This is a genomic window from Streptomyces sp. NPDC004327, from assembly GCF_042873935.1.
Classification (GTDB): domain Bacteria; phylum Actinomycetota; class Actinomycetes; order Streptomycetales; family Streptomycetaceae; genus Streptomyces.
In genome coordinates this window covers 245,449-267,233 of sequence record NZ_JBIAME010000001.1, presented here as the reverse complement: position 1 = coordinate 267,233, position 21,785 = coordinate 245,449, and the positions used below count along the sequence as shown (strand labels likewise).

The 21,785-nt window shown below is 74.1% G+C and carries 19 protein-coding genes; 9 read left to right on the top strand and 10 right to left on the bottom strand.

The window, feature by feature from the left end:
- Positions 1-72: 72 nt before the first annotated feature.
- Both ACFYU9_RS01050 and ACFYU9_RS01045 read right to left on the bottom strand, forming a co-directional pair.
- Positions 73-612, bottom strand: a complete 540-nt coding sequence (locus tag ACFYU9_RS01050) for a hypothetical protein (protein ID WP_389209626.1) — start codon at positions 610-612, stop codon at positions 73-75.
- A gap of 177 nt (positions 613-789) precedes the next feature.
- Entirely contained in the window at positions 790-1,992 is a 1,203-nt protein-coding gene (locus ACFYU9_RS01045) for a cytochrome P450 (protein WP_389341150.1), read from the bottom strand.
- Positions 1,993-2,208: 216 nt separating this feature from the next.
- On the opposite strand from ACFYU9_RS01045, the gene ACFYU9_RS01040 reads away from it, so the two are divergent.
- Both ACFYU9_RS01040 and ACFYU9_RS01035 read left to right on the top strand, forming a co-directional pair.
- On the top strand, positions 2,209-3,450 hold the full coding sequence (locus ACFYU9_RS01040; protein ID WP_389341147.1) for a cytochrome P450: 1,242 nt from the start codon (positions 2,209-2,211) through the stop codon (positions 3,448-3,450).
- Entirely contained in the window at positions 3,447-4,241 is a 795-nt protein-coding gene (locus ACFYU9_RS01035) for a class I SAM-dependent methyltransferase (RefSeq protein WP_389341144.1), read from the top strand. Before ACFYU9_RS01040 ends, ACFYU9_RS01035 begins: the two co-directional genes overlap by 4 nt.
- 170 nt (positions 4,242-4,411) lie before the next feature.
- On the opposite strand, the gene opcA is transcribed toward ACFYU9_RS01035, so the two are convergent.
- The 3 genes from opcA to ACFYU9_RS01020 form a co-directional block, all read right to left on the bottom strand.
- Positions 4,412-5,323 carry a glucose-6-phosphate dehydrogenase assembly protein OpcA gene (opcA, locus tag ACFYU9_RS01030; protein ID WP_389341141.1) on the bottom strand — a complete coding sequence of 304 codons (912 nt, stop codon included), beginning with the start codon at positions 5,321-5,323 and terminating at the stop codon, positions 4,412-4,414.
- 178 nt (positions 5,324-5,501) lie between these two features.
- Positions 5,502-6,440: an NADP-dependent oxidoreductase gene (locus ACFYU9_RS01025; protein WP_389341138.1), complete on the bottom strand. Its 939-nt coding sequence runs from the start codon at positions 6,438-6,440 to the stop codon at positions 5,502-5,504.
- 4 nt (positions 6,441-6,444) lie between these two features.
- Entirely contained in the window at positions 6,445-7,041 is a 597-nt protein-coding gene (locus tag ACFYU9_RS01020) for a DoxX family membrane protein (RefSeq protein ID WP_389209615.1), read from the bottom strand.
- Positions 7,042-7,236: 195 nt separating this feature from the next.
- Here ACFYU9_RS01020 and ACFYU9_RS01015 point away from each other — a divergent pair, with 195 nt between their 5' ends.
- From ACFYU9_RS01015 to ACFYU9_RS01005, 3 genes are all read left to right on the top strand, one after another.
- A complete protein-coding gene (locus ACFYU9_RS01015) occupies positions 7,237-8,631 on the top strand; it encodes a dipeptidase (protein WP_389341135.1) in 1,395 nt (464 codons plus the stop codon).
- A 29-nt stretch (positions 8,632-8,660) separates the two neighbouring features.
- Positions 8,661-9,263, top strand: coding sequence for an HdeD family acid-resistance protein (locus ACFYU9_RS01010; protein ID WP_389341132.1), 603 nt, complete (start codon positions 8,661-8,663; stop codon positions 9,261-9,263).
- Between the two features lie 309 nt (positions 9,264-9,572).
- On the top strand, positions 9,573-9,995 hold the full coding sequence (locus ACFYU9_RS01005) for a DUF350 domain-containing protein (RefSeq protein ID WP_389209609.1): 423 nt from the start codon (positions 9,573-9,575) through the stop codon (positions 9,993-9,995).
- 142 nt (positions 9,996-10,137) lie between these two features.
- Here the strand turns inward: ACFYU9_RS01005 and ACFYU9_RS01000 are convergent, their stop codons facing one another.
- Complete coding sequence (locus tag ACFYU9_RS01000; protein WP_389341129.1) at positions 10,138-10,668, bottom strand: hypothetical protein; 531 nt, start codon at positions 10,666-10,668, stop codon at positions 10,138-10,140.
- Positions 10,665-12,101: a WGR domain-containing protein gene (locus ACFYU9_RS00995; RefSeq protein ID WP_389209605.1), complete on the bottom strand. Its 1,437-nt coding sequence runs from the start codon at positions 12,099-12,101 to the stop codon at positions 10,665-10,667. Before ACFYU9_RS00995 ends, ACFYU9_RS01000 begins: the two co-directional genes overlap by 4 nt.
- A 242-nt stretch (positions 12,102-12,343) precedes the next feature.
- On the opposite strand from ACFYU9_RS00995, the gene ACFYU9_RS00990 reads away from it, so the two are divergent.
- The 4 genes from ACFYU9_RS00990 to ACFYU9_RS00975 all read left to right on the top strand — a co-directional run bounded on the left by ACFYU9_RS00990 (position 12,344) and on the right by ACFYU9_RS00975 (position 16,359).
- A complete protein-coding gene (locus ACFYU9_RS00990; protein ID WP_389341126.1) occupies positions 12,344-13,531 on the top strand; it encodes an SPFH domain-containing protein in 1,188 nt (395 codons plus the stop codon).
- A 4-nt stretch (positions 13,532-13,535) separates the two neighbouring features.
- On the top strand, positions 13,536-14,492 hold the full coding sequence (locus tag ACFYU9_RS00985; RefSeq protein WP_389341123.1) for a M23 family metallopeptidase: 957 nt from the start codon (positions 13,536-13,538) through the stop codon (positions 14,490-14,492).
- A gap of 149 nt (positions 14,493-14,641) precedes the next feature.
- Positions 14,642-15,169, top strand: a complete 528-nt coding sequence (locus tag ACFYU9_RS00980; protein WP_389209597.1) for an RICIN domain-containing protein — start codon at positions 14,642-14,644, stop codon at positions 15,167-15,169.
- 260 nt (positions 15,170-15,429) lie between these two features.
- Positions 15,430-16,359, top strand: a complete 930-nt coding sequence (locus tag ACFYU9_RS00975) for a ketopantoate reductase family protein (protein ID WP_389341120.1) — start codon at positions 15,430-15,432, stop codon at positions 16,357-16,359.
- A gap of 1 nt (position 16,360) precedes the next feature.
- Here the strand turns inward: ACFYU9_RS00975 and ACFYU9_RS00970 are convergent, their stop codons facing one another.
- The 3 genes from ACFYU9_RS00970 to ACFYU9_RS00960 all read right to left on the bottom strand — a co-directional run bounded on the left by ACFYU9_RS00970 (position 16,361) and on the right by ACFYU9_RS00960 (position 21,780).
- Positions 16,361-17,155: a maleylpyruvate isomerase family mycothiol-dependent enzyme gene (locus ACFYU9_RS00970; RefSeq protein WP_389341117.1), complete on the bottom strand. Its 795-nt coding sequence runs from the start codon at positions 17,153-17,155 to the stop codon at positions 16,361-16,363.
- 92 nt (positions 17,156-17,247) lie between these two features.
- Positions 17,248-20,292: an alpha-mannosidase gene (locus tag ACFYU9_RS00965; protein ID WP_389341114.1), complete on the bottom strand. Its 3,045-nt coding sequence runs from the start codon at positions 20,290-20,292 to the stop codon at positions 17,248-17,250.
- Positions 20,293-20,508: 216 nt separating this feature from the next.
- Complete coding sequence (locus tag ACFYU9_RS00960; protein ID WP_389341111.1) at positions 20,509-21,780, bottom strand: glycosyl hydrolase; 1,272 nt, start codon at positions 21,778-21,780, stop codon at positions 20,509-20,511.
- Positions 21,781-21,785: the final 5 nt, after the last annotated feature.

Below are 21,785 nucleotides of genomic sequence, written 5' to 3'. Positions count from 1 at the left end.
CGGCGCGGCGAGTGTCCGGCCGGCGGGGGGCGACGGCGCGGCGACTGTATGGCGGAGGGTGGCGGGGCGGCGTCAGAGACGAGGGCGGCGGCGTTTGGTCTTGGCCGCGGCCCGCTCGCACAGCAGCCCGCGGTAGTGCTCGCCGCGCTCTCCGCCGAGCTCCAGCATCTCGATGATGCCGGCGACTTGCGCGGCGAGTTCGGCGTTCCCGGTGAGCCCGATCCGCACCAGCGGCCAGAATCCCTCGAGGGCGGCGGACCGGGACCGGTCCACGAGCCCGTGGTCCCGGAAGAACTCTCCCGCGGACACTCTCCAGAGCGTGTCGAGGAGTTCGTCCCTGGCGAGCACCGACAGTTCGCCGGCGAGCGCGGCCATGATGACGGCGACGGCAGGCGGGGTGCACGCGAAGATGTCGCCGTTCCACTCGGCATGGCCGTCGAGGGTGTACCCGATCATGTCCCGGGCCGTCCGGGCCTCCAGGATCGCCTCGAACAGCAGCGGCAGATGCTCGGCACTCTCGCCGCAGCCGCAGTCGAGCTCCGCCCAGTCGTGCCGCGCGAGCTCCGCCCGTACGAGCTCACCGACCGCCGTCTCCTGCCCCTCCTCAGCCATGCGCACACCTTCTCACCGGGGCGGAACGGGTGCGGTGCCCGCCCCCGCCGGGGCGGGCACCGCGGAGCTCAGGTTCAGTGCCAGTACTTCATGTCCGTACCTCCTCTCCCGGTGAGCGTGGGCTGCACAGGGCTAGGCCGTGTCTGGTGGGACTCGTGCGGACTCAGTGCCAGTACTTCATGTCCTGACCTCCTCCCCCGTCGCGGGGCGCAGCGTCACCTCGAAGCGGTCGAGGCCGCGCAGGGTGAGGTTGCGCCGGTGGTCGGGTTCCGCGACCGCCCGTGCGCCGGGGTGGTCCGTGGCGAGGGTTCCGAGGACCGATCCGGCGAGCCGGATCGCCATGGACGCGCCCAGGCAGGCGTGGGCCCCGCGGCCGAACCCGAGGTGCGGGTTCGGGGCGCGGTCGAGTCGCAGGTCGGTGGGGTGGGCGAAGCGGCGCGGGTCGTGGTTGGCCGCGCCGAGGAGGAGGGTCACGGGGTCGCCCGCCTTGATCGTGACGCCTCCGAGTGCGGTGTCGGTGACGCAGACGCGGGCGTCGGCCTGCACGGGGGCGTCGAAGCGGACGAGTTCGTCGACGGCGGTGGCCGGTCCCGCGGCGCGGAAGGCCGCTGGGGCGCCCGGGGTGGTGAGCAGGGCGGCGGCGGCGTTGCCGAGGAGGCGGGAGGCCGATTCGTAGCCGGCGTGGAGGACCGCGCGCAGGCTGTTGCGCAGCACGGCCGGGTCGACGCCGCTGGTGCTTGCGTGCGCGGCGACGTACCCGATGAGGCCGTGCCCGGGCGGGTCGGCGAGCCATCCGCCGGCGTACGCGGCGAGTTCGGCGCGGGCGGCGACGGCCGGTTCGTGCTTCTCGGGCCACAGGCCCGCGTCCATGCCGTCGACGACGGTCCGGGACATGGGCACGAACCAGTCGAGGTCGGGGGCGGGCACGCCGAGGAAGTCGGTGACGAAGCGCAGCGCGAGCGGTTCGGCGAGCTCTCCGACGAGGTCGAAGGAGTCCCGTTCGGCCAGCTCGGCGAGGAGTTCCTTGACGTGCCGGTCGAGGCGCCCGTGCAGGGCGTCGCGGTCCTGGGCGCGGAAGCCGTCGAGCAGCAGGTGCCGGATGGCGGTGTGCTCGGGCGGGTCGAGGGTCTGGACGCTCAGCAGCGGGGCCGGGATCTCCTCGCCGGCCCGGCGCCAGTCGGAGGCGAAGCGGGCGGAGTCGGTGAGGACGGCGAGGCAGTCGGCGTGCCGGGTGAGAACCCAGGATCCGAGCGGCTCGTGCCAGAGGACAGGGTCGGTTTCACGCAATTCGGCATATGCCGGGTAGGGGTTCGGGAGGAGCTCGGGAAGGGCGAGCCGGAGGATCGGATCGGCGGTCGCCGCCTGTTCGAGCTGTGCCACGAAACCTCTCCCCCTGCGCAGAAAGACCCTGGTGAAGGCCGTAAATGCTTGCGGTCGAGCAGTGCGGAGCAAACGTTTCGCCGGTAGGCGGCGCCACTCCACGGGCATATCTCCGTGCTGATGGCCGGTGACGCTACCACGCAACTTCCGTGGCTGGTATGACTACCTGCCTCAGATCTTTCCGATCCTCACACCGAACCTCACGGGGAGTAACGGATGTCGGAGCAAGGCCAGACCATCGTCCACGACGTGCCGCTCAACGTCGCCCAACAGCCCGATCCGTACCCGCTGTTCGAACGGATCCGGGAGCACGGGGTGGTGCAGCGGGTTCGGCTGAATCCCACCCTTGAAGTCTGGATGGTCACCGGCTATGACGAGGCGGTGGCCGCACTCACCGATCCACGGCTCAGCAGCAGCCCGGCCGGGGTCAACGGGCTCGCCGAGGAGATGGCCCACCAGGAGCGCACCAACGTCCTGATGGCGAGCATGCTGGTGGCCGACGGCTCGGACCACACACGGCTGCGCAACCTCGTCTCGAAGGCATTCACGGCCCGCCGGATCGAGGCGCTCGCACCGCGGATCCAGGCACACACGGACGCCTTCCTCGACGCCTTCGCCGCACGCGGATCGGCCGACCTGGTCGCCGAGTTCGCCCTGCCGCTGCCGATGGCCGTGCTCAGCGAGCTCATCGGCATCCCGGCCGAGGGGCAGCCCGATTTCGCCAGACTGGCGGTCGGCCTGATCATGCCGCCCAACACCCCCGAACGCCTGGCCAAGGGGGCCCGGGCCCGCGCCGAACTCACCGAGTTCTACGAACCGTTGATCGCCCTGCGCAAGAAGGAGCCGCGCGACGACCTGCTGAGCGCGCTGTGCGCGGCGCAGGCCGAGGAGACGATCAGCGACCGCGAACTGACCGCGATGGCCATCCTGTTGACGCTCGCCGGGCACGAGACCACGGCGAGCCTGATCGCCAACGGCGTCCACGCCCTGCTGCGCCACCCCGAGCAGTTCGCGACCCTGCGCGACGACCCGTCGCTGCTGCCGAACGCGATCGAGGAACTCCTGCGCTACGAGGGACCGGTCAGCCGTGGCGTCGCCCGCTTCACGGTGGACCCGTACGAGATCGGCGGCGTCACCATCCCCGCCGGCGAGATGATCATCATCGGGCTCGCGGCCGCCAACCGCGACCCGCAGCGCTTCGACCGCCCCGACCTGCTCGACGTGGCCCGCCGCGAGATGCCGCAGCAGCTCGCCTTCGGCCACGGCATGCACTTCTGCCTCGGCGCCCCGCTGGCCCGCGCCGAGGCCCGGATCGCGCTCGGCACGCTGCTGCGCCGCTTCCCGGACCTGCGGCTCGCCGACCCGGACGAGGACCTGACCCGCCGCGAGGGCATCCTGCGCGGGATGGCGACGCTGCCGGTCAGCTTCACGCCGGCGCCCGTGAGCGGGCGCGCGTGAGTACGGCGGGGCCCGCCGCGTTCGACGCCATCGCGCCCACCTACGACGCCTCGCGCGGCGGCACCGCGCGGGCGGCGGTCTTCGCGGAGCAGCTGGCGCCGCTGCTCGACCCGGCCGAGCCGGTGCTCGACATCGGCGTCGGCACCGGCATCGTGGCGGCCGAACTGACCGCCCGCGGTCACCGGGTGTGCGGCGTCGACCTGTCCCCCGGGATGCTCGCCCACGCGCGCGAGCGGCTCGGCGCCCGGGTGGCGGTCGGCGACGCGACCCGCCTCCCGGTCCGCACGGGCTCGGTCGCGCAGGCCGTGTCCACCTGGCTGCTGCACGCCGGACCGGATCCGCGCGCGGTGTTCACGGAGGTGGCGCGGGTGCTGCGGCCCGGTGGCCGCTATCTGGTCGTCCCGGCGCGCGGCATGCGGCCCGGCGACGACATCGGCCGGATCGTGAGCGACCTGGAGGACCGGCTCGACCCCGACCGCACCCGCCGGGACGACCCCGAGCACCTCTCCCTGGTGGCGGGCGCGCGCGGGCTGCGGTACGAGGGCACGGCGAGCGAACGGCCCGCCGTCTTCCGGGTCTCTCCGGAGGCGATTGCCCGGTCGATCGAGGGCGGAAGGCTCTTCACCGGCGCGTGGCAGGTGCGCGAGGAGGACCTGCCGCTCGTCGCGGAGGCGTGCGCCCGGCTGCGCGCCCTGCCGGACCCGGAGCTCCCCCGCGTGCGGGAGATGGCCGACTTCGTGATGGTCTTCCGCCGGACGCCCCAAACGCCCCGGACGCCCCGGACGGGCTGAGGAGCCGTGGCCCGTACGGTACGGCCGTGGGCGCGCGAGCCCCGCGGCCGCGGCCGTACCGCAGACCGGCGACTGGCGACTGGCGACCGGCGACTGGCGACCGGCGACTGGCGACCGGCGACCGGCGACCGGCGACCGGCGACCGGCGACCGGCGAACCTACCGGCCGCTCTACTGGCCGAACTTCAGCGCCGCAGCGTACGCCTCGTCCGGGTCCAGGCGCCGCAGTTCCTCGGCGATGAGTTCGGCCGTGGTGCGGACCTTGAGGGCCATCACGCGGTTCGGCTGGCCCGGGATCGCGAGGTGGGCGACCGGGCCCTCCGGGCGGTCGATGACGATCTCGCCGTCCGGGATGCCCATGCGGACGGCGGTGACGACGGGGCCGTCCGTGACGACCCGCTCCACCGGCACGTTCAGCCGGTCGCCGAACCAGCGGGCGAGCAGCTCGGCGCTGGGGTTCTCCGCCTCGCTCTCGACGGCGGCCGACGTCACCGTCGCACGGGCCTGGTCGAGCGCGGCGGCGAGCAGCGAGCGCCAGGGAGTGAGCCGGGTCCAGGCGAGGTCGGTGTCGCCGGGCGCGTAGGAGGCGGCGCGCGCGGCGAGGGCGCCGATCGGGTCCGCGACGGCGTAGGCGTCGGTGATGCGGCGCTGGGCGAGCGCCCCGAGCGGGTCCCGCGACGGCACCTTGGGGGCGTCGACCGGCCACCACACGACGGTGGGCGCGTCGGGCAGCAGCAGCGGCAGGACGACGGAGTCGGCGCGGTCGTTGACCTCGCCGTGCAGCCGGAGCAGCACGGTCTCGCCGGCGCCCGCGTCCGTGCCGACGCGGACCTCGGCGTCGAGCCGGGTGACGTTGCGCTCGCGCGGGGAGCGGGTCTGCCGCTTGATGACGACGAGGGTGCGCGAGGGGTGCTCGCGGGACGCCTCGTTGGCGGCCTTCACGGAGTCGTAGGCGTTCTCCTCGTCGGTGACGATGACGAGGGTGAGGACCATGCCGACGGCGGGGGTGCCGACGGCGCGCCGGGCCTCCAGGATCGCCTTGTTGATCTTGCTGGAGCTGGTGTCCGTCAGATCGATCTTCATGACCGGTTCCGGTCCCTTTCCTCGTGGCGTGCCCGCACTGGTCCCAGCGCCGGATCGGCTCCGGATCTTCCCGTGTCCAGTATTCAGGATCCAGGAGGCTGGATATCGAATCCGATCTCCTGGATCTGGATGTTGGATCCGGGATCCAACATCCAGGATCCGACCGCCCCGGCTCCGCTCACGACTCTCCGCCCAGCCCCACCGCGAGCACCAGCTTCCCGCGTGTGTGGCCGCCCGCGTTCAGGCGCCACGCCTCGGCCGCCTGGTGCAGCGGCAGCACCTTGTCGACGAAGACGGTGAGCCTGCCCTCGTCTGCGAGGGCGGCCAGGGTCACCAGGCCGGGCGCGTCGGGGCGCACCCACACGTAGTGGCCGCCGACGACGGCGGCCCGGTGGTCCGCGACCGAGGCGAGACGGGCCGGGGAGCGCAGCAGTTCCACGGAGACGTCGATGGCCTCGCCCCCGACGAAGTCGAGGGCGGCGTCGACGCCGTCGGGGGCGAGGGCGCGGACGCGGTCGGCGAGGCCGGGCCCGTAGGCGACGGGTTCGGCGCCGAGACCGCGCAGGAAGTCGTGGTTGGCGGGGCCGGCGGTGCCGATGACGCGGGCGCCGCGGGCGGTGAGGATCTGGGTGGCGAGGGAGCCCACTCCTCCGGCGGCGGCGTGCACGAGCACGGTGTCGCCGGTGGTGGCGCCGACCCGGTCGGCGGCCTGCAGGGCGGTGAGTCCGGCGAGCGGCAGGCCCGCGGTCTGCGCCCAGCTGAGGGCGCGCGGCTTGCGGGCGAGCATCCGCACCGGGACGGCGACCTGCTCCGCGTACGCGCCGCACTCGGCGCTGTCCTTGCGGATGTAGCCGAACACCTCGTCGCCGGGGGCGAATTCGGGCGAGTCCAGTCCGTTGCCTGCGACGACGCCGGCGACGTCCCAGCCGGGGATGAGCGGGAAGTGGGCGACCATGATCGGGTCGAGCCCGCCGGCCGACATCTTCCAGTCGACGGGGTTGATCCCGGCGGCCTCGACCCGGACGAGGACCTCACCGGGGGCGACCTTGGGATCGGGCAGCTCCATGAGGGTGAGGGTCTCGGGGCCGCCGTAGCGCGGCATGGCCATGGCCCGCACGGCGTCAGTCCTCCGTCTCGCGGGCGGTGGTGTGCTCGGGCTCCGGCTCGTCGGGCCCGGACCGGGCGGCGTCGGCGGACGGCCCGGGCTCGGGGGCGGCCATGGCGTCGGCGCGCCGGCCGACGACGGCCGCGGCAGCGAGCGCGGTGCCGAGGAAGGCGGTGGCGACCACCCAGGGCCGGTCGAGGACGTGACCGGTGGCGTGGTCGAGGGAGTAGCGGCCGGCTCCGGCGACGCCGATGGCGGCGGCGGTGAAGCCGAGGAAGGCGGGGTACTCGTAGCCGCCCTTCATGGCGAAGAAGCCCGCCGGGGCGTGCACGGCGACCGCGCCGGCCATGGCGCCCGCGGCGGCGGCGCCGGCCGCCGGGGTGGCGAGGCCGAGGGCGAGCAGGGCACCGCCGCCGGCCTCGCCGAGCCCGGCGGCGATGGCGCTCTCCCGGCCGGGCGAGAAGCCCATGGCCTCCATGGCCTTCGTGGTGCCCTCGAGGCCGCCGCCGCCGAACCAGCCGAGGAGCTTCTGGGCGCCGTGCGCGGCGAGGACGGCGCCGGTGCCGACGCGCAGGGCGAGCAGGCCGAGGTCGCGGCGGTTGAGAGCGGTCATGGGGTCTCCCGGTGAGTGCGGTGCGGGTGGCGCGGGCGCGGCGGGTGCGCGCGTCCGGCACGGGCGTTCTCCACTCTGCGCCGCGCGGCGGCCGGACCCTTCGCGTTGTTCGTCCATACAGGTCATCTTTTGCGGCGTACGCCGGGTGTTGCTTTAGTGAAAGCGCCGGTGACGGCCCGACGAAAGTGGGGATGCATGACCGCCGATTCCGCCGAGACGGCCGATTCCGCCGAGACCGCGGCCCTGCGGGCGAAGGTGCGGGCCCTGATGCCGCGGGCCAAGGAGGACCTGACCGCCCTGGTCGCGATGCGTTCGGTGGCCGACCCCCGCCAGTTCCCGCCCGAGGAGTGCGCCGCCGCGGCGGACTTCCTGGTCCGGGCCTTCACCGAGGCCGGCCTGCGGGACATGCGCCGGGTGACCACGCCCGACGGCACGGACGCGGTCGTCGGCCACGCGCCGGGACCCGAGGGCGCGCCGACCGTGCTCCTCTACTGCCACTACGACGTGCAGCCGCCGCTCGACGACGCCGCCTGGCGCACCCCGCCGTTCGAACTGACCGAGCGCGACGGGCGCTGGTACGGGCGCGGGACCGCCGACTGCAAGGGCAACATCGCCATGCACCTCACCGCGCTGCGCGCCCTGGGCGGCCCGGACGGCCAGGGCTTCCCGGTCAACCTGAAATTCGTCGCCGAGGGTTCGGAGGAACAGGGCACCGGCGGACTCGAACAGCTGGTGCCGCTCCAGCCCGAACTCTTCGCCGCCGACGCCCTGTTGATCTGCGACACCGGCAACTTCGCGCTCGGTCTGCCGACCGCGACGACCTCGCTGCGCGGACTCACCAACGTGGTCGTGACCGTGTCCACGCTCAAGGGCGAGATGCATTCCGGGATGTTCGGCGGACCGGCCCCGGACGCGCTCGCCGCGCTCGTACGGATCCTCGACGGGCTGCGCGACGACGCCGGTAACACCGCGGTCAAGGGCCTCGCCGCGGACGGCACCTGGGACGGCGTCGACTATCCCGTGGAGCAGTTCCGCGCCGACGTCGGCGCGCTCGACGGGGTGTCGCTGCTCGGCACGGGCACGGTCGCCGACGAGCTGTGGGCGCGGCCCGCCGTGACGGTGCTCGGCATCGACTGCCCGCCGGTGGTGGGCTCCTCGGCTGCGGTGCAGGCGAGGGTACGGGCCCGGGTCAGCCTCCGCGTACCGCCCGGGACGGACGCCGAGGAGGCGCGGAAGGCGCTCACCGCCCATCTGATCGCGGCGGCGCCGTGGGGCGCGCGGGTCGAGGTGGAGCCGGAAGGCGTCGGCCAGCCGTTCCGGGCACGCACCGACGGGCCGGCGTACCGGGCGCTCGGTTCGGCGCTGCGGCGGGCGTACGGCAAGGAGATGGTCCGCTCGGGGCAGGGCGGTTCGATCCCGCTGTGCAACGTGCTCGCCCGCCAGTTCCCCGACGCGGAGATCGCGCTGATCGGCGTCGAGGAGCCCAGCTGCCTCATCCACGCGCCCAACGAGAGCGTGGACCCGGCCGAGATCGAGCACATGGCGCTGGCCGAGGCGCTGTTCCTGAACAGCTACGCGACCCCGCTCTGAGGCCGCGCGAAGAGGAGTGGAGCAAGACCATGACCGAGACTCACGACCGACCCGCGCGGGACGGACTGCCGCCCGGGCCACTGGGGATGCTGGCCGGCATGGCCTGGCAGGCGCTGCTGATCGCCGGTGTCGTCTCGCTGATCCTGGGTGTGCTCGTGCTGGCCTGGCCGCATGCCACGCTGACCGTCATCGGTGTGCTCTTCGGCATCTACCTGCTGGTCAGCGGCATCCTCCAGCTGGTGGCGGCGTTCGGCACGCACGCCCGGACCTCGCTGCGGGTGATGGCCTTCATCAGCGGCGCGCTGTTCATCCTGCTCGGTCTGTTCTGCTTCCGGGACGCGACGCAGTCGATCCTGCTGCTCGCGCTGTGGATCGGCATCGGCTGGCTGTTCCGGGGCATCGCGATGACGGTGGCGGCCGCCTCGGACCCGGCCATGCCGGCCCGTGGCGGACAGATCTTCCTGGGCGTGATCAGCGCGCTGGCAGGCGTGGTGCTGATCGTCTCGCCGCTGGAGTCGGTGCGGGTGCTGACCGTCCTGGCCGGCATCTGGCTGCTCGTCGTGGGCCTGGCCGAGGTCGTGACCGCCTTCCAGGTGCGCTCGCGCGCGAAGGAGATCCCGCCGGGCATGTGAGCGGCTGCGGCCGGGCCCGAGTCCGGACCAGGCCCAGGCCCGGGTCCGGGTCCGGGTCCGGGCTCAGGTCCGGGTCCGGGTCCGGGTCCGGGTCCGGGTCCGGGCCAGGCCCAGGCCCGGGTCCGGGTCCGGGCTCAGGTCCGGGTCCGGGTCCGGTGTTCCTCTCCCGGGCGGCCGGGCCTGGCCCGCCGACCCGCCCGCGCCCCGCCCGGCTCCGGCCGGGCGGGGCTGCGCTACATTTTGCCGGTCCTTGACCACGAGACCGGGCGCGGCGAGCGCGCGGTCCCCGCCCCGCGGAGCCGGCATTCCATGAGCGACATCGTCAACGGCCTCGGCCGGACCACGGCCTACGGCGCCCTCGGCGTCGTCCTGTTGATCCTCGGCATCGTCCTGATCGACCTCCTCACGCCCGGCAAGCTGGGCCGGCAGATCTGGGAGGACCGCAACCGCAACGCCGCGATCCTGCTCAGCTCGGCCCTGCTCGGCATAGGCGGCATCGTCTTCACGGCGATCTGGACGACGTACGACGACTTCGCCAAGGGCCTGGTGTCCACGGCCGCGTTCGGTCTGCTCGGGCTGGTGATGATGGCGGTCGCGTTCCTGGTGCTCGATCTGGTCACCCCGGGCAAGCTGGGCGCGACCCTGGTCGACCCCGAGCCGCACCCGGCGGTGTGGGTGACGGCGTCCGTCAACCTCGCGGTCTCGGCCGTGGTCTCCGCGTCGATCGCCTGACCGGACACGCGCGGCGCACTGCCGGGTGCGACCGGCCCGCCCGGCCGTCGTGGCCTCCACCGGCCTCGGCATGCACCTCACGCGGGAGACCACCGCGGACACCCTGCGCACACTGGCCTCGCTCGCGCCCGGCTCGACGAGGTCAGGGCGACGGCTCCACCTCCAGATGGCGGTGGCGGCGCGGCCCCCGGTAGAGGAGGGCGTCCCAGCCCAGGCGTTCGAGGGCGGTGGCGCAGGCGGTGAGGGCGGCCTCCTCCTCGTGGACGGCGCCGGAGGCGGGCGGGCCGAGCCATTCGACGCGGACGGTGCCGGGGCGCTCGCCGGGTGCGACCCGGTAGCCGGTGGCCAGGCGGGTGCCGTCGGGGGCGAGCGCCGAGGGCTGCTGCCCGGCCGCCTCCAGGGCCAGGGCCACCGCCCGTACCGGCCGGCGGCGCTCCCATTCGGCCGGGCGGGCGGCCGGGTCGCCGCCCGGGCCCGAGCCGTCCTGGCGGTTGGTCAGGCGCCGGATCTGGAGCAGCCCTTCGAACGCCGAGCGCACCTCGCGGGAGCGCTGCTCGGCGTCGCGCTCGGGCAGCGGCGGCCCGTCGCCGGTGGCCGCGGCGAAGCCGCCGCCCGAGTCCGCTCCGTCCGCGCCCGTGGCGCTGCCCGTACCCCTGTCCGCGTCGCCGGTCACAGCAGCCGCCGGATGTCGCCGCGGACCCGGTAGAAGCCGCCGGCGGCCGGGTGCAGGGCGTCGACGACGTAGCGGGTGCCGGGCTCGCGGATGGCGCGCGGGAACTGCACGTTCCAGCCCTGCTCGTAGCCCTCGCTGACGACCCTGACGCGGGTCCGGCCGGCTTCCTGGACGCACTCGACGACGATCGAGCCGACGGGGGCGGCGCGGACCGCGTCGACGGCGGCGACGGTGGTGGCCGGGGCGTAGGTCGGCAGGGCGGCGGCGAGCTTGATGTCCTGGGCGACGGGCACGGTGCCCCGCTGGGCGGCGGCGATGGCGGCCTCGCTCGCGTCCACGCAGACCAGCGAGCCGTCGGTGGTGACCAGGTAGAGCCGCTCGTCGTGGTACTGCATGGAGAGCGCCGAGCCGCCTCCCGTGCCCAGCTTCCAGAGCCGGGTGCCGTCCTCGGCGAAGCAGTAGACCGAGGAGGCGTTGTCCCCGGCGAAGACGAAGCGGCCGCCGGGCGAGGTGGCGCACGAGTAGACGGGGCTGTCGCAGCCGTACACGGCCTCGGTGCGGCCGGTCCTCTTGGCGAGCCGGACCACCTTGCGGCGGGCCGTGCCCGCGTACACGGCTTCGGCCTCCTGCCAGCCGAAGAGCACGGCGCCGTCGACGGCCGTGTGCCAGAGCTCGCCGCCGCCGTCGGGCGCGTGCGCCGCCACGCCGTGGCTGTCGCCGTAGTAGACGCCGTCGGCGTCCGCGCGGACCATCCAGGCGTGCTCGCCGCGGCCGCCGCGCGACCACTGGTGCTCGTCCTCGTGGTCGATGACGGTGAGCCGGCCGGAGCGGTCGGCCACGTCCAGGACGCCCTCGTGGATGTCGAGCCAGAAGATGTCGACGTCGGTGGCGATCTCGTACGCCGCGAACGGCAGCTTGGCCGACAGGTCGTAGACCCGGCCGTCGTCGCAGCCCGCGTAGATCCAGAAGTCGTCGGCGACCAGGCACTTGACGCCGTCGGGCAGGCTGAAGCGGGCGTGGACGGCGCCGTCGTGGCCGAGGGTGAAGACCTCGCCCGCCTGGTTGCCGACCCAGCAGCGCTCGTCGTCGACGTGGATGCCGAAGGCCGCGGAGCCGGTGCGGAAGCGCCACAGGACGGGCGCCACGGCACGGGCGGTGGAGGGCGCGGAGCTCACCGTGCGGCGGGTGACCGCGCGGGCGGCGCGCTGTCCCTGGACGGCCGGCGCGTACCCCTTGCGGACCTTCTCGCCTATCTTCTTCGCCGCCGCCGCGCGTGCCTTCTCGGGCGTGGCGAACGCCGAGGTCTGTGTCTGCCCGGCGGCGCCGATGCGGCCGTAACGGACCGACACCACCGTGCCGTCGACCGTCACTTCGTAGAACTTGTGCGCGCCGCCGCCATCCTGCGACAGCTCCAGATAGGTCTTCGTCGTCATGATCCGAACGGTAGGGGCACCCACTGACAACGGCTCCCGGACAGCCTCCGGACCAGCCCCGAACGGGCCCCGAACCGGCCCGGACGGCCCCCAGCGGGCTCCCGGACAGGACGAAAGTCCGTCCGATTCAGGACTTTCGTCGCGGTATTCCGGACATCGACCACTGTGACGATGGTTCCCGAAGATCATCCGACGCGTCGTCACCTCGCCGCCGCCCGGCGGGGAACGGCCGGAAGGGCCTCATGACCGAGCGACAGAAGCGGCCCCTGCCCGTACGGGTGCGGTGGCACACCGACGGCATACCGATGGACGACCTGTTCCGGGCCGAGCCGGTACACCCGACCGGAACGACGACCACGGCCGCGACCACGACCGCGGCCCCGCCCGCGGCCCCCCACCCGCCGAAGCCCGGACCGAAGACCGGCCCGAAGACCGGATCGAAGACCGGACCGAAGACCGGACCGAAGCCCGGGCCGGACACGACCGGGAAGCCGGCGACGCCGGCCACGGCTCCGGTGCCGCACACCGGCCGGCTCCCCCGTCGTCCGCCGCCCGACGAGCCCGAGCTCACCGAGCGTCCCGGACCGGCGCTGCCCGGCTGGTCGGCCGTGCTCGTGGGCCTGACCGCGCTCGGCGCGGCGGCGGCGCTGCTGTGGCGGGGCGGGCCGCGGCGCGCGGCCCATCCGGCCCTCTGGGAGTGGGGCGTGCTCGCCGGCTGCGCGGTGGTGGCCGCGGTCGCCTTCGGCGGCCTGACCCGGGGCCGTACCGGATCCGCGTGGCTGCTGACGCTGTTCGGCCGCTACCGGGGCAGCGTGCGGCGCACCGGTCTGGTCTGGATCAGCCCGTTCGTGCTGCGCCGCCGGATCGACGTACGGCTGCGGCACTGGCGCAGCGAGCCGATCGCGGCGGTCGACGCGGAGGGCGCGGCGCTGCGGGTGGTGGTCCTGGTGGTGTGGTCGGTACGGGACACGGCGCGGGCGCTGCTGACCGTCGACGACCATCTGGACTACCTGCGCGAGCAGGTGGAGGCGGCGACCGTACGGGTGCTCTCCCAGCTGCCGGCGGACGCGTTCCGCGGCGACGGGCCGTCGCTGCGCGACGCGGAGGCGGTCGGCGACCGGCTGACCCGGCTGCTCGCGGCGGAGTGCCGTCCGGTCGGCGTCGCCGTGTTCTCGGCGCAGCCGACGCGGATCGAGTACGCGCCCGAGGTGGCCGCGGCGATGCAGCGCCGACAGATCGCGGCGCTCGACGCCAAGCACCGGGACTCGGTGCTGACCGGCGTCATCGACGCCGTGGACGACACGGTGACGCGGCTGACCACCCGCGGGCTGGTCGACCTCGACGACTTCGAACGCCAGGCCCTGGTCAAGGATCTGACCGTGGCCTTCTACACCCGGCGTGGCGGACTGTCCGATCAGAGTCAGGAGTGAGTGCATGAAGGACGACACCGACCTCACCGTGGGACTGGGCGCGCCCGGCTTCCGCGACGAGACGGCCGACGGCTGCGACTGCGCGGGCTGCGCGGCGGCCCGCGGCGCCGCCCGCGCCGAGCGCGGCGGTGGCCCCGCTGCCCTGCGCGGGGTGCGCCGCGCGGTCGTGGCGACGCTGGGCGCGGTGGCCCTGGCGGGCACCACGGCGGGCCCGGCGGCGGCCGAACCGGCGCCCTCGCACGCGGGCTGGGACGGCTCGCGCTACTGGTACAGGAACGCGGCCGGCCAGTGGCGATGGACCCAGCACCACGACCGGTACGTGAGGAACAGCGCCGCCGCCGGGGCGAAGGCGGCCCGGCCGGCCCGGAGCGGCGGCGAGCCGGTCTTCCGCGGCCGGCAGGGCTGGGACGCCCGGGACCGGGTGTACTGGTTCAGGAACGGCGGGCACTGGTACTGGACCAGCCACCAGTGGAAGTACGAGCTGCGCACGGGCGCGAAGGGACATGCCCCGGCGGACCACGGCAGCGGTTCCGGCACCGCAGGCGCCCCGGCCTCGCGCGGCTGGACGGTGCCGGTCGCCTCGTACGGCCTCACCGGCTACTACCGCCAGCCCGGTTCCTGGTCGAAGGGCTACCACACCGGTACGGACTTCGCGGTGCCCTCGGGGACCACGGTCCGCGCGGTCGGCCCGGGCCGGGTGGTGCACGCCGGCTACAACCGGAGCTACGGCTACGAGGTGGTGATCCGGCACGCCGACGGCCGCTTCACGCAGTACGCCCATCTCTCCCGCATCGACGTGCCGGTGGGCCGGAGCGTCTCGGCCGGACAGCACATAGCCCGCTCGGGCGCCACGGGCCGGGTGACCGGTCCGCATCTCCACTTCGAGGTGCGGACCACGCCGTACTTCGGCTCGGACGTCGATCCGCTGGCGTATCTGCGGGCGCACGGAGTGCGTGTCTAGCGGGCGGTTGGGGAGTGCCTTCGAACATCTCCCCCGGAGTCCACCGTTCCGCACACCTGTTCGCATACGCTGCCCTCGCACCGCCAAGATCACGCCTCGACAGGCGACTTGATACCAGGGGGACTTCAGTGAAGCGTTTCCTCGCACGCATGACGTGCGCGCTCGGGCTGCTGCTCGGCAGCCTCGCCGCGACGGCCGCGCCGGCCGGCGCGGCCCCGGCCGCCGACTACACCACGGTCGCCAACGTGGCCGGCGGCTCCTGTCTCGAGATGCCCGGCTGGACCGGCGACTGGGGGGCGCAGGCCGCGACGTGGGGCTGCAACGGCGGCGACAACCAGACCTGGGTCTTCAACCCCAACAACGGCGGCTTCTTCCAGATCGTCAACCGCTCCTCCGGCCTGTGCCTGGAGCTGCCGGGCCTGCCGCCGTCGACCGACAACGGCACCCGGGTCCAGCAGTGGCCGTGCAACGGCGGCCGCAACCAGCTCTGGTGGTTCGACCACTGGCGCAACGTCAACGGCCAGTCCACGGCCGAGATCAAGAACGCCTACACCGGCTGCCTGGAGCTCAACGGCTGGCAGGCCGGCACGTGGGGCACGGGGGCCGAGCTGTGGAGCTGCAACGGCGGCGACAACCAGCGCTGGGCCTTCGCGAACGACTTCATCTACAGCCACTGACGCCCTCCACCTGAGCCCGGCCTCCGGCCCGGCCCTTCGCCGGGCCCTCGGCGCGGCTCTCCGTCCGGCGGTTCTCCTTGAGGGTGATCGTGCCCTTACGGAGGACCACCGGGCGCGGTGCGCGCTTGTCGGTGCCGGCCGCCGGCCGACTGCCGACGGAACGGATCCCGCCGGCATTCAAGGTTCAGTCAACGAACCTCTCGGGCTAGGGTGGGCGTCCGGCCGAGCGGCCGCGCAGCGCGAAGAGAGGCTCACCCACCATGAAGATCCTGGTCGTCGGCGCCGGTGCCACCGGCGGATACTTCGGCACGATGCTCGCCCGCGCCGGGCAGGACGTCACCTTCCTCGTCCGTCCTGCCCGCGCCGCCGCGCTGCGCGAGCGCGGGCTGCGGGTGGTCGGCGAGGAGGAGTGGCGGCTCGACCCGGTGCTGCTGACCGCCGCCGAGCTGGCCGCCGACCCCGTCCCGTACGACCTGGTGCTGCTCTCCGTGAAGGCCACCGCCCTCGCGGCGGCGATGACGGACCTCGCGCCCGCCGTCGGGCCGGACACCGTGATCGTGCCGCAGCTCAACGGCTTCGCCCATCTCGACGCGCTCGCCGCCCGCTTCGGCAAGGAGCGGGTGCTCGGCGGGGTGGCGAAGGTGGTCACGACCCTCGACGAGCACGGGGACATCCTGCGGCTCGCGCCGCTCGCCCACCTCTCGCTCGGCGAGCTCGACGGCGGCGAGCCGTCGCCGCGTGTGGCGGCGGTGCGTACGGTGCTCGCCGACGCGGGCATCGACGCGCGCGTGCCGGAGAACATCGTCACGGCGATGTGGCACAAGTGGGTCTTCATCACCACCGTCGGCGCCCTGACGAGCCTCACGCGCGGCTCGGTGGGCGAGGTCAGCGCGCTGCCCGGCGGTACGGAGCTGGCGACGGCCCTGCTCGACGAGGCGGCCGCCGTCTCGGCCGCCGCGGGCCACCCGCTGCCGGAGGCGGAGTACCGCACCGACCTCGGCGTGGTGACCGCGGCCGGGTCCCCGCTGGTGCCGTCGCTCTACCGCGACCTCACCTCGGGCCGGCCCACCGAGGTCGAGCACCTCTTCGGCGACCTGGTGTCCCGGGCCCGGGCGCTCGGTGTGGCGACGCCGCTGCTCGACCTGGCGACGCTGCAGCTGCGCGTGCACCAGGCCCGGGTCACCGCCTGAGTCAGGGCGCCACGAAGAGCCGGGGGAAGCGCGGCCCGAGCCAGGGCTTGCGGCCGAAGGCGAGGGCCCGGCCGGTCGCCATCACCGGGACCGGGTCGATCCGGCCGAGCGCCATCAGCAGGAAGGCGACGGGCTCGGTCAGGACGGTGCAGTCGGGCCGCTCGAAGGGGCCGGTCGTGGTGGTGACGGCGCCGTCGGCGATCGTCACGCCGAACCGGGCGCCGCCCCAGAGCCTGACCCGGTAGCGGGCGGTGAGGCCCGCGATCGCGGCCTGGTCGGCGACGCGGGGCATCGCGGCGGTCATGAAGGGCAGCGTCAGTTCGACCCGCTCCCGGTCCAGCATGTGCGGTCGGCCGGCGGACCGGGCCAGGTCGTAGCCGTGGCCGAGCATGTGCGTGAGCAGGTACGCGCCGAGGCGGGCCGGGTCGAGGGGGCCCATCGGCGTCTCCACGACCTCCTCGGGGTCGCGTTCCTCGACGGCGTCGAGGAACGCGAGGGCCTGGTCGTGGATCAGGTCGGCGAGCGGCCCGGCGGCCCGCTCGGGGAAGGCGGCCAGGGCCTCCTCGTTGGCGGCCGCGATGCCCTGCGCGGTGCCGTCGCCGTACGGGTGGGACCGGCCGGCGGCCAGCTCGGCCATCAGCACGTTCGCCTGGCCGAGATGGGCCGCGGTCTCGCCGAAGGTCCAGGTCAGACGGGGCACCGGGCGCCCGGTGTCGGGCGCGGCGCGCACGATGTCGGCGATGTCCCGCGCGGTGCCGCGTATCGCCGCGCCGAGCCCGTCCGGCAGCACACTCATGTCGTCCCCACCCTCACGCCCGGCTGTTCAGTGGCGCAAGAGTAGGGGGTGACCCCGGCCGCTGCCCAGGGGCCGGGGTCACCCGTGATGCCTCACGCGCGTGTGAGCCGCAGCGTGAGCAGCTGGAAGGGGCGCAGCTCGATCAGGACGTCGTCGCCGTCGACCCGCGCCTCCTCGTCGCGGGGCCGCTCCAGGAGGTCGCAGACCCGGGCCCGCGCGAGCGCGAAGCCGGTGGTGAGCCGGGTGCGGGCGCGGCCGCCGCGCGACTCGTAGACGCGGACCACGACGTCGCCGCTGCCGTCGTCGGCGAGCTTGAGCGCGCTGACGACGACGGCCTCGTCGCCGACGCTCACCAGCGGCGCCACCTCGGCCGAGCCCGGCACCCGCCGCTCGGGCAGGTTGATGCGGTAGCCCTCGCGGACGGCGTCGCCGATCGTGGCGCCGGGGACGAGGGCGTGGTGGAAGCGGTGCGGACCCTGGTCGGTGTGCGGGTCGGGGAAGCGGGGGGCGCGGAGCAGGGAGGCACGGACGGTGGTCGTGGTGCCGTGGTCGGCGGCCCGTACGGTCCGGGTGACGTCGTGGCCGTAGGTGGAGGCGGTGACGAGCGCGACGCCCCAGCCGGGCTCCTCGAAGTGGACGAAGCGGTGGTTGCACGCCTCGAACTTGGCCGCCTCCCAGCTGGTGTTGGTGTGGGTGGGGCGGTGCAGATGGCCGAACTGGGTCTCGGCCGCGTACCGGTCGGTGTGCAGGTCGAGCGGGAAGGCGCACTTGAGGAACTTCTCGGTCTCGTGCCAGTCCACCTCGGTGTCGAGGTCGAGCCGTTTGGCACCGGCGGTGAGCGTGAGGCTCTGCACGGCGCGCGAGGAGCCGAAGGCGCGGGTGACGCGGACGGTCACGGTCTCGGCCGAGTCGGTGGCGACGGTCAGTTCGCCGGCGTCGGTGAGGTCGGTGACGGTGTTGCGGTAGAAGCGGTCGACGTCCCAGGCGTCCCACATGTTGGGGAAGTCCGGGTGGAGTTGGAGGAGGCCCAGGGCGCCGCCGGGGGCCACGGTCTCGCGTCCGCTGTCGAGGTCGACGACGGAGACGACGAGCCCGCGGGCGTCGACGACGACCCGCAGCAGTCCGTTGCCGAGGACGAAGCCGCCTTCGGCGCGCGGTTCGACGGTGCAGCGGCCGGGCGCGGCGGGCCGGGCGCCGGCGGGGCGCGCGCCGCCGGCGGGGATGCCGGCGCGGGTGTGCGGGGCGGAGTTGAAGACGACCTCGGATTCTCCCTGGCCGCCCCGGTCGCCCGCGAGGGCGCGCTGGGCCCGGTCGACGATCCCGGTCAGCTCCTCGGCGACGGCGGCGTAGGTGGCCTCGGCCTCGCGGTGCACCCAGGCGATGGACGAGCCGGGCAGGATGTCGTGGAACTGGTGCAGCAGCACCGTCTTCCAGATGCGGTCCAACTCCTCGTACGGATAGGGAAGTCCGGTGCGAACGGCGGCGGTCGCCGACCACAGCTCGGCCTCGCGCAGCAGGTTCTCGCTCGCCCGGTTGCCCTGCTTGGTGCGGGCCTGGCTGGTGAGGGTGGCCCGGTGCAGCTCCAGGTACAACTCCCCTACCCATACCGGGGGTTCGGGATACTCGGCCTGGGCCTTGGCGAAGAACTCGGCGGGCCGTTCCCAGCGCACCCGGGCCGAGCCCTCCAGGTCGCGCATGCGGGCCGCCTTGGCGATCATCTCGCGGGTGGCTCCGCCGCCTCCGTCACCCCAGCCGGTCGGCGCGAGCGAGCGGCTGGCGCGCCCCTTGTCCTTGAAGTTGCGGACGGCGTGGGCGATCTCCCGGCCCTGCATCGAGCAGTTGTAGGTGTCGATGGGCGGGAAGTGGGTGTAGATCCGGGTGCCGTCGATGCCCTCCCACCAGAAGGTGTGGTGCGGGAAGGAGTTGACCTGGCTCCAGGAGATCTTCTGGGTGAGCAGCCACTTCGAGCCGGCCTCCTTGATGATCTGCGGGAGGCCGCCGGCGAAGCCGAAGGTGTCGGGCAGCCAGGCCTCCTGGTTCTCGATGCCGAACTCGTCGAGGAAGAAGCGCTTGCCGTGCACGAACTGACGGGCCATCGCCTCCGAGGAGGGCATGTTGGTGTCGGACTCCACCCACATGCCGCCGGCCGGGACGAAGCGGCCCTCGGCGACGGCCTTCTTCACCCGGGCGTACACCTCGGGCCGGTGCTCCTTGATCCAGGCGTACTGCTGGGCCTGCGACATCGTGAAGACGAAGTCGGGCTCGTCCTCCAGGAGGGCGGTCATGTTGGCGGTGGTGCGGGCCACCTTGCGGACGGTCTCGCGCAGCGGCCACAGCCAGGCCGAGTCGATGTGGGCGTGGCCGACGGCGCTGAGGCGGTGGGCGGAGGGCTCGGCGGGGGTGGCGAGGACGCCGGCCAGTTCGGCGCGGGCCGCGGCCGCGGTGCCGCCCACGTCCTGGAGGTCGATCGCGTCGAGGGCGCGCTCGACGGCCCGCAGGACGTCCCAGCGGCGGGCGCCTTCCACGGGCAGTTCCGCCATCAGCTCGCCGAGCACCTCCAGATCGGCGACGAGCTCCCAGACGGTCTCGTCGAAGACGGCGAGGTCCATGCGGGCGAGCCGGTACTGCGGGCGGTCGCCGGCGGTGTCCTTGTGGCCGAGCCCGGTGGGCAGGAAGGGATGGTAGTCGAGGATCACCGGGTTGGCCGCGGCCTCGACGTGCAGCAGCACCTCCTCGCCGCCGGCCGCCGGTGCGGCGATCCGCACCCACTGGTTGCGCGGGTGGAGGCCCTTCACCGGGCTGCCGTCGGGGCGGTAGACCAGGCCCTCGCACTGGAAGCCGGGCATGTTGGCGTCGAAGCCGAGGTCGATCAGCGCCTCGACGGTGCGCCCGGCCCACTCCTCGGGCACGGTGCCGGTGACCGTGAGCCAGCTGGTGCTCCAGGGCGCGCCCCACGCGTCGCCGACGGCGATCGGCGTCCGGGGCGCGGCGAGGCCCTCGGCGACCGGCACGGGCTCGCCGGGCGCGGTCCAGATGGCGGCCTGGAGCGGCACGGAGGCGGGATGGACGGCGGGTCGGATGCGTTCGTCGAGGACCCGCTTGAGCCGGGACTCGACGAGGCTGCGGTCGTCATGCATGCGGAGCACTCCCAGGGGCAGGGGCGAGGGTACGGTGCGGGGTCGGCCGCGCGGGGCGGACCCTGGGTTCGTCCGGCGGATCAGGGCCGGGCGGGCACGGGTCGTCAGGCGGATGAGGGCCGGGCAGGCCCGGGGTCGTCAGGCAGACCAGGGCCGGGCAGGCGCGGGTCGTCCAGGGATCAGGGCCGGCGGGTCCGAGGTCCGGCGGCCCGCGGATCAGTGCCGGGCGGGTCCGAGGTCGTCCGGGGTGACCAGCTCGGTGATGCCGCGGGCGGCGAGGTGCGCGGGGTCGGCGGCGCGGGACGCGAGGACCACGGCCGGGCGGGCCCCGTCCGCGGCGAGCCGCATGAACGCCTCGAAGTGGGCGCCGCCGGGGCCGCAGGACGAGCGCTTGGTGACCTCCTCGGGGAGGTCGACGACGAGCGCGGTGGTCCTCGGTGCCGCCGGGACCGCTTCCGTACGGGCTTCGGCGACGGCGTCCGCGAAGGCGCGGCCGGCCGGCTTGACCCGGCCGTCGTTGGTCAACAGGCCGAGGCTGTATTCCAGTTCGGGGAAGTCGGCGAGCGAGCGGTCGACGTCGTGGGAGCACCACCACGTGATACCCCACAGACCGGGGCAGTCGAGCGCGGCCGCGACGGTCGTCCGGGTGAATTCGGCCGCGCGCCCGGCGGGCACGTGCGGGGCGGGGGCGCCGACCTCCTGGAGCCAGACGGGGCGGCCGGGGTCGTCGGCCCACGCCTTGGACAGCTCGATCAGATAGGCGGCGTGCTGCCCGGCCGCGAGCGAGTCGGGTCCGTAGCGCTGGGCGGTGCCGTTGAAGACCCAGGAGTGGACGGCGGTGACGGCGCCGAGCCGGGCGGCGTGCGCCGGGGTGAAGGGGTGGTCGTCCTGGTACCAGGCGGCGTCGTAGGCGGCGTGCAGATGGAGCCGGCCCGGCGCGCCCTCCTCGCAGGCGGCGAGCATGCGGACGAGCCAGTCGGCGGCCTCGGCGGGCGTGGCGCGGTCGGGGTCGGGGTGCGGCTCGCCGGAGAACTGGTTGATCTCGTTGCCGAGGGTCATGCCGAGGAAGTTCGGCCGGCCGGCGAGGGAGGCCGCGAGGGTACGGAGATACGCGGCCTGGCCGCTCGTCACCTCGGGGTCGGTGAAGAGGTTGCGGCGGTGCCAGGTGCGGGTCCAGGCGGGCAGGAAGTCGAAGCTGGAGAGGTGGCCCTGGAGGCCGTCCACGGCGACGTCGAGACCGCGCTCGCCGGCCGCGTCGACGAGCCGGCCGAGCTGCTCGACGGCCCGGGGGCGGATGAGGGTGCGGTTGGGCTGGAAGAGCGGCCAGAGCGGGAAGACCCGGACGTGGTCGAGCCCGAGGGCGGCGACGGAGTCCAGGTCGGCGCGGACCGCGTCGAGGTCGAAGTCGAGCCAGTGGTGGAACCACCCCTGGCTGGGCGTGTAGTTGACGCCGAAACGCGGACCTGGAGCGGAATGACGGTTCGTCATGTGCG

Excerpts from the sequence above, each read along its gene's own strand:
- ACFYU9_RS01050 (WP_389209626.1), bottom strand. The coding sequence starts at position 612 with ATGGCTGAGGAGGGGCAGGAGACGGCGGTCGGTGAGCTCGTACGGGCG.
- ACFYU9_RS01040 (WP_389341147.1), top strand. The coding sequence starts at position 2,209 with ATGTCGGAGCAAGGCCAGACCATCGTCCACGACGTGCCGCTCAACGTC.
- opcA (WP_389341141.1), bottom strand. The coding sequence starts at position 5,323 with ATGAAGATCGATCTGACGGACACCAGCTCCAGCAAGATCAACAAGGCG.
- ACFYU9_RS01020 (WP_389209615.1), bottom strand. The coding sequence starts at position 7,041 with ATGACCGCTCTCAACCGCCGCGACCTCGGCCTGCTCGCCCTGCGCGTC.
- ACFYU9_RS01015 (WP_389341135.1), top strand. The coding sequence starts at position 7,237 with ATGACCGCCGATTCCGCCGAGACGGCCGATTCCGCCGAGACCGCGGCC.
- ACFYU9_RS01010 (WP_389341132.1), top strand. The coding sequence starts at position 8,661 with ATGACCGAGACTCACGACCGACCCGCGCGGGACGGACTGCCGCCCGGG.
- ACFYU9_RS01005 (WP_389209609.1), top strand. The coding sequence starts at position 9,573 with ATGAGCGACATCGTCAACGGCCTCGGCCGGACCACGGCCTACGGCGCC.
- ACFYU9_RS00995 (WP_389209605.1), bottom strand. The coding sequence starts at position 12,101 with ATGACGACGAAGACCTATCTGGAGCTGTCGCAGGATGGCGGCGGCGCG.
- ACFYU9_RS00990 (WP_389341126.1), top strand. The coding sequence starts at position 12,344 with ATGACCGAGCGACAGAAGCGGCCCCTGCCCGTACGGGTGCGGTGGCAC.
- ACFYU9_RS00985 (WP_389341123.1), top strand. The coding sequence starts at position 13,536 with ATGAAGGACGACACCGACCTCACCGTGGGACTGGGCGCGCCCGGCTTC.
- ACFYU9_RS00980 (WP_389209597.1), top strand. The coding sequence starts at position 14,642 with ATGACGTGCGCGCTCGGGCTGCTGCTCGGCAGCCTCGCCGCGACGGCC.
- ACFYU9_RS00975 (WP_389341120.1), top strand. The coding sequence starts at position 15,430 with ATGAAGATCCTGGTCGTCGGCGCCGGTGCCACCGGCGGATACTTCGGC.
- ACFYU9_RS00970 (WP_389341117.1), bottom strand. The coding sequence starts at position 17,155 with ATGAGTGTGCTGCCGGACGGGCTCGGCGCGGCGATACGCGGCACCGCG.
- ACFYU9_RS00965 (WP_389341114.1), bottom strand. The coding sequence starts at position 20,292 with ATGCATGACGACCGCAGCCTCGTCGAGTCCCGGCTCAAGCGGGTCCTC.
- ACFYU9_RS00960 (WP_389341111.1), bottom strand. The coding sequence starts at position 21,780 with ATGACGAACCGTCATTCCGCTCCAGGTCCGCGTTTCGGCGTCAACTAC.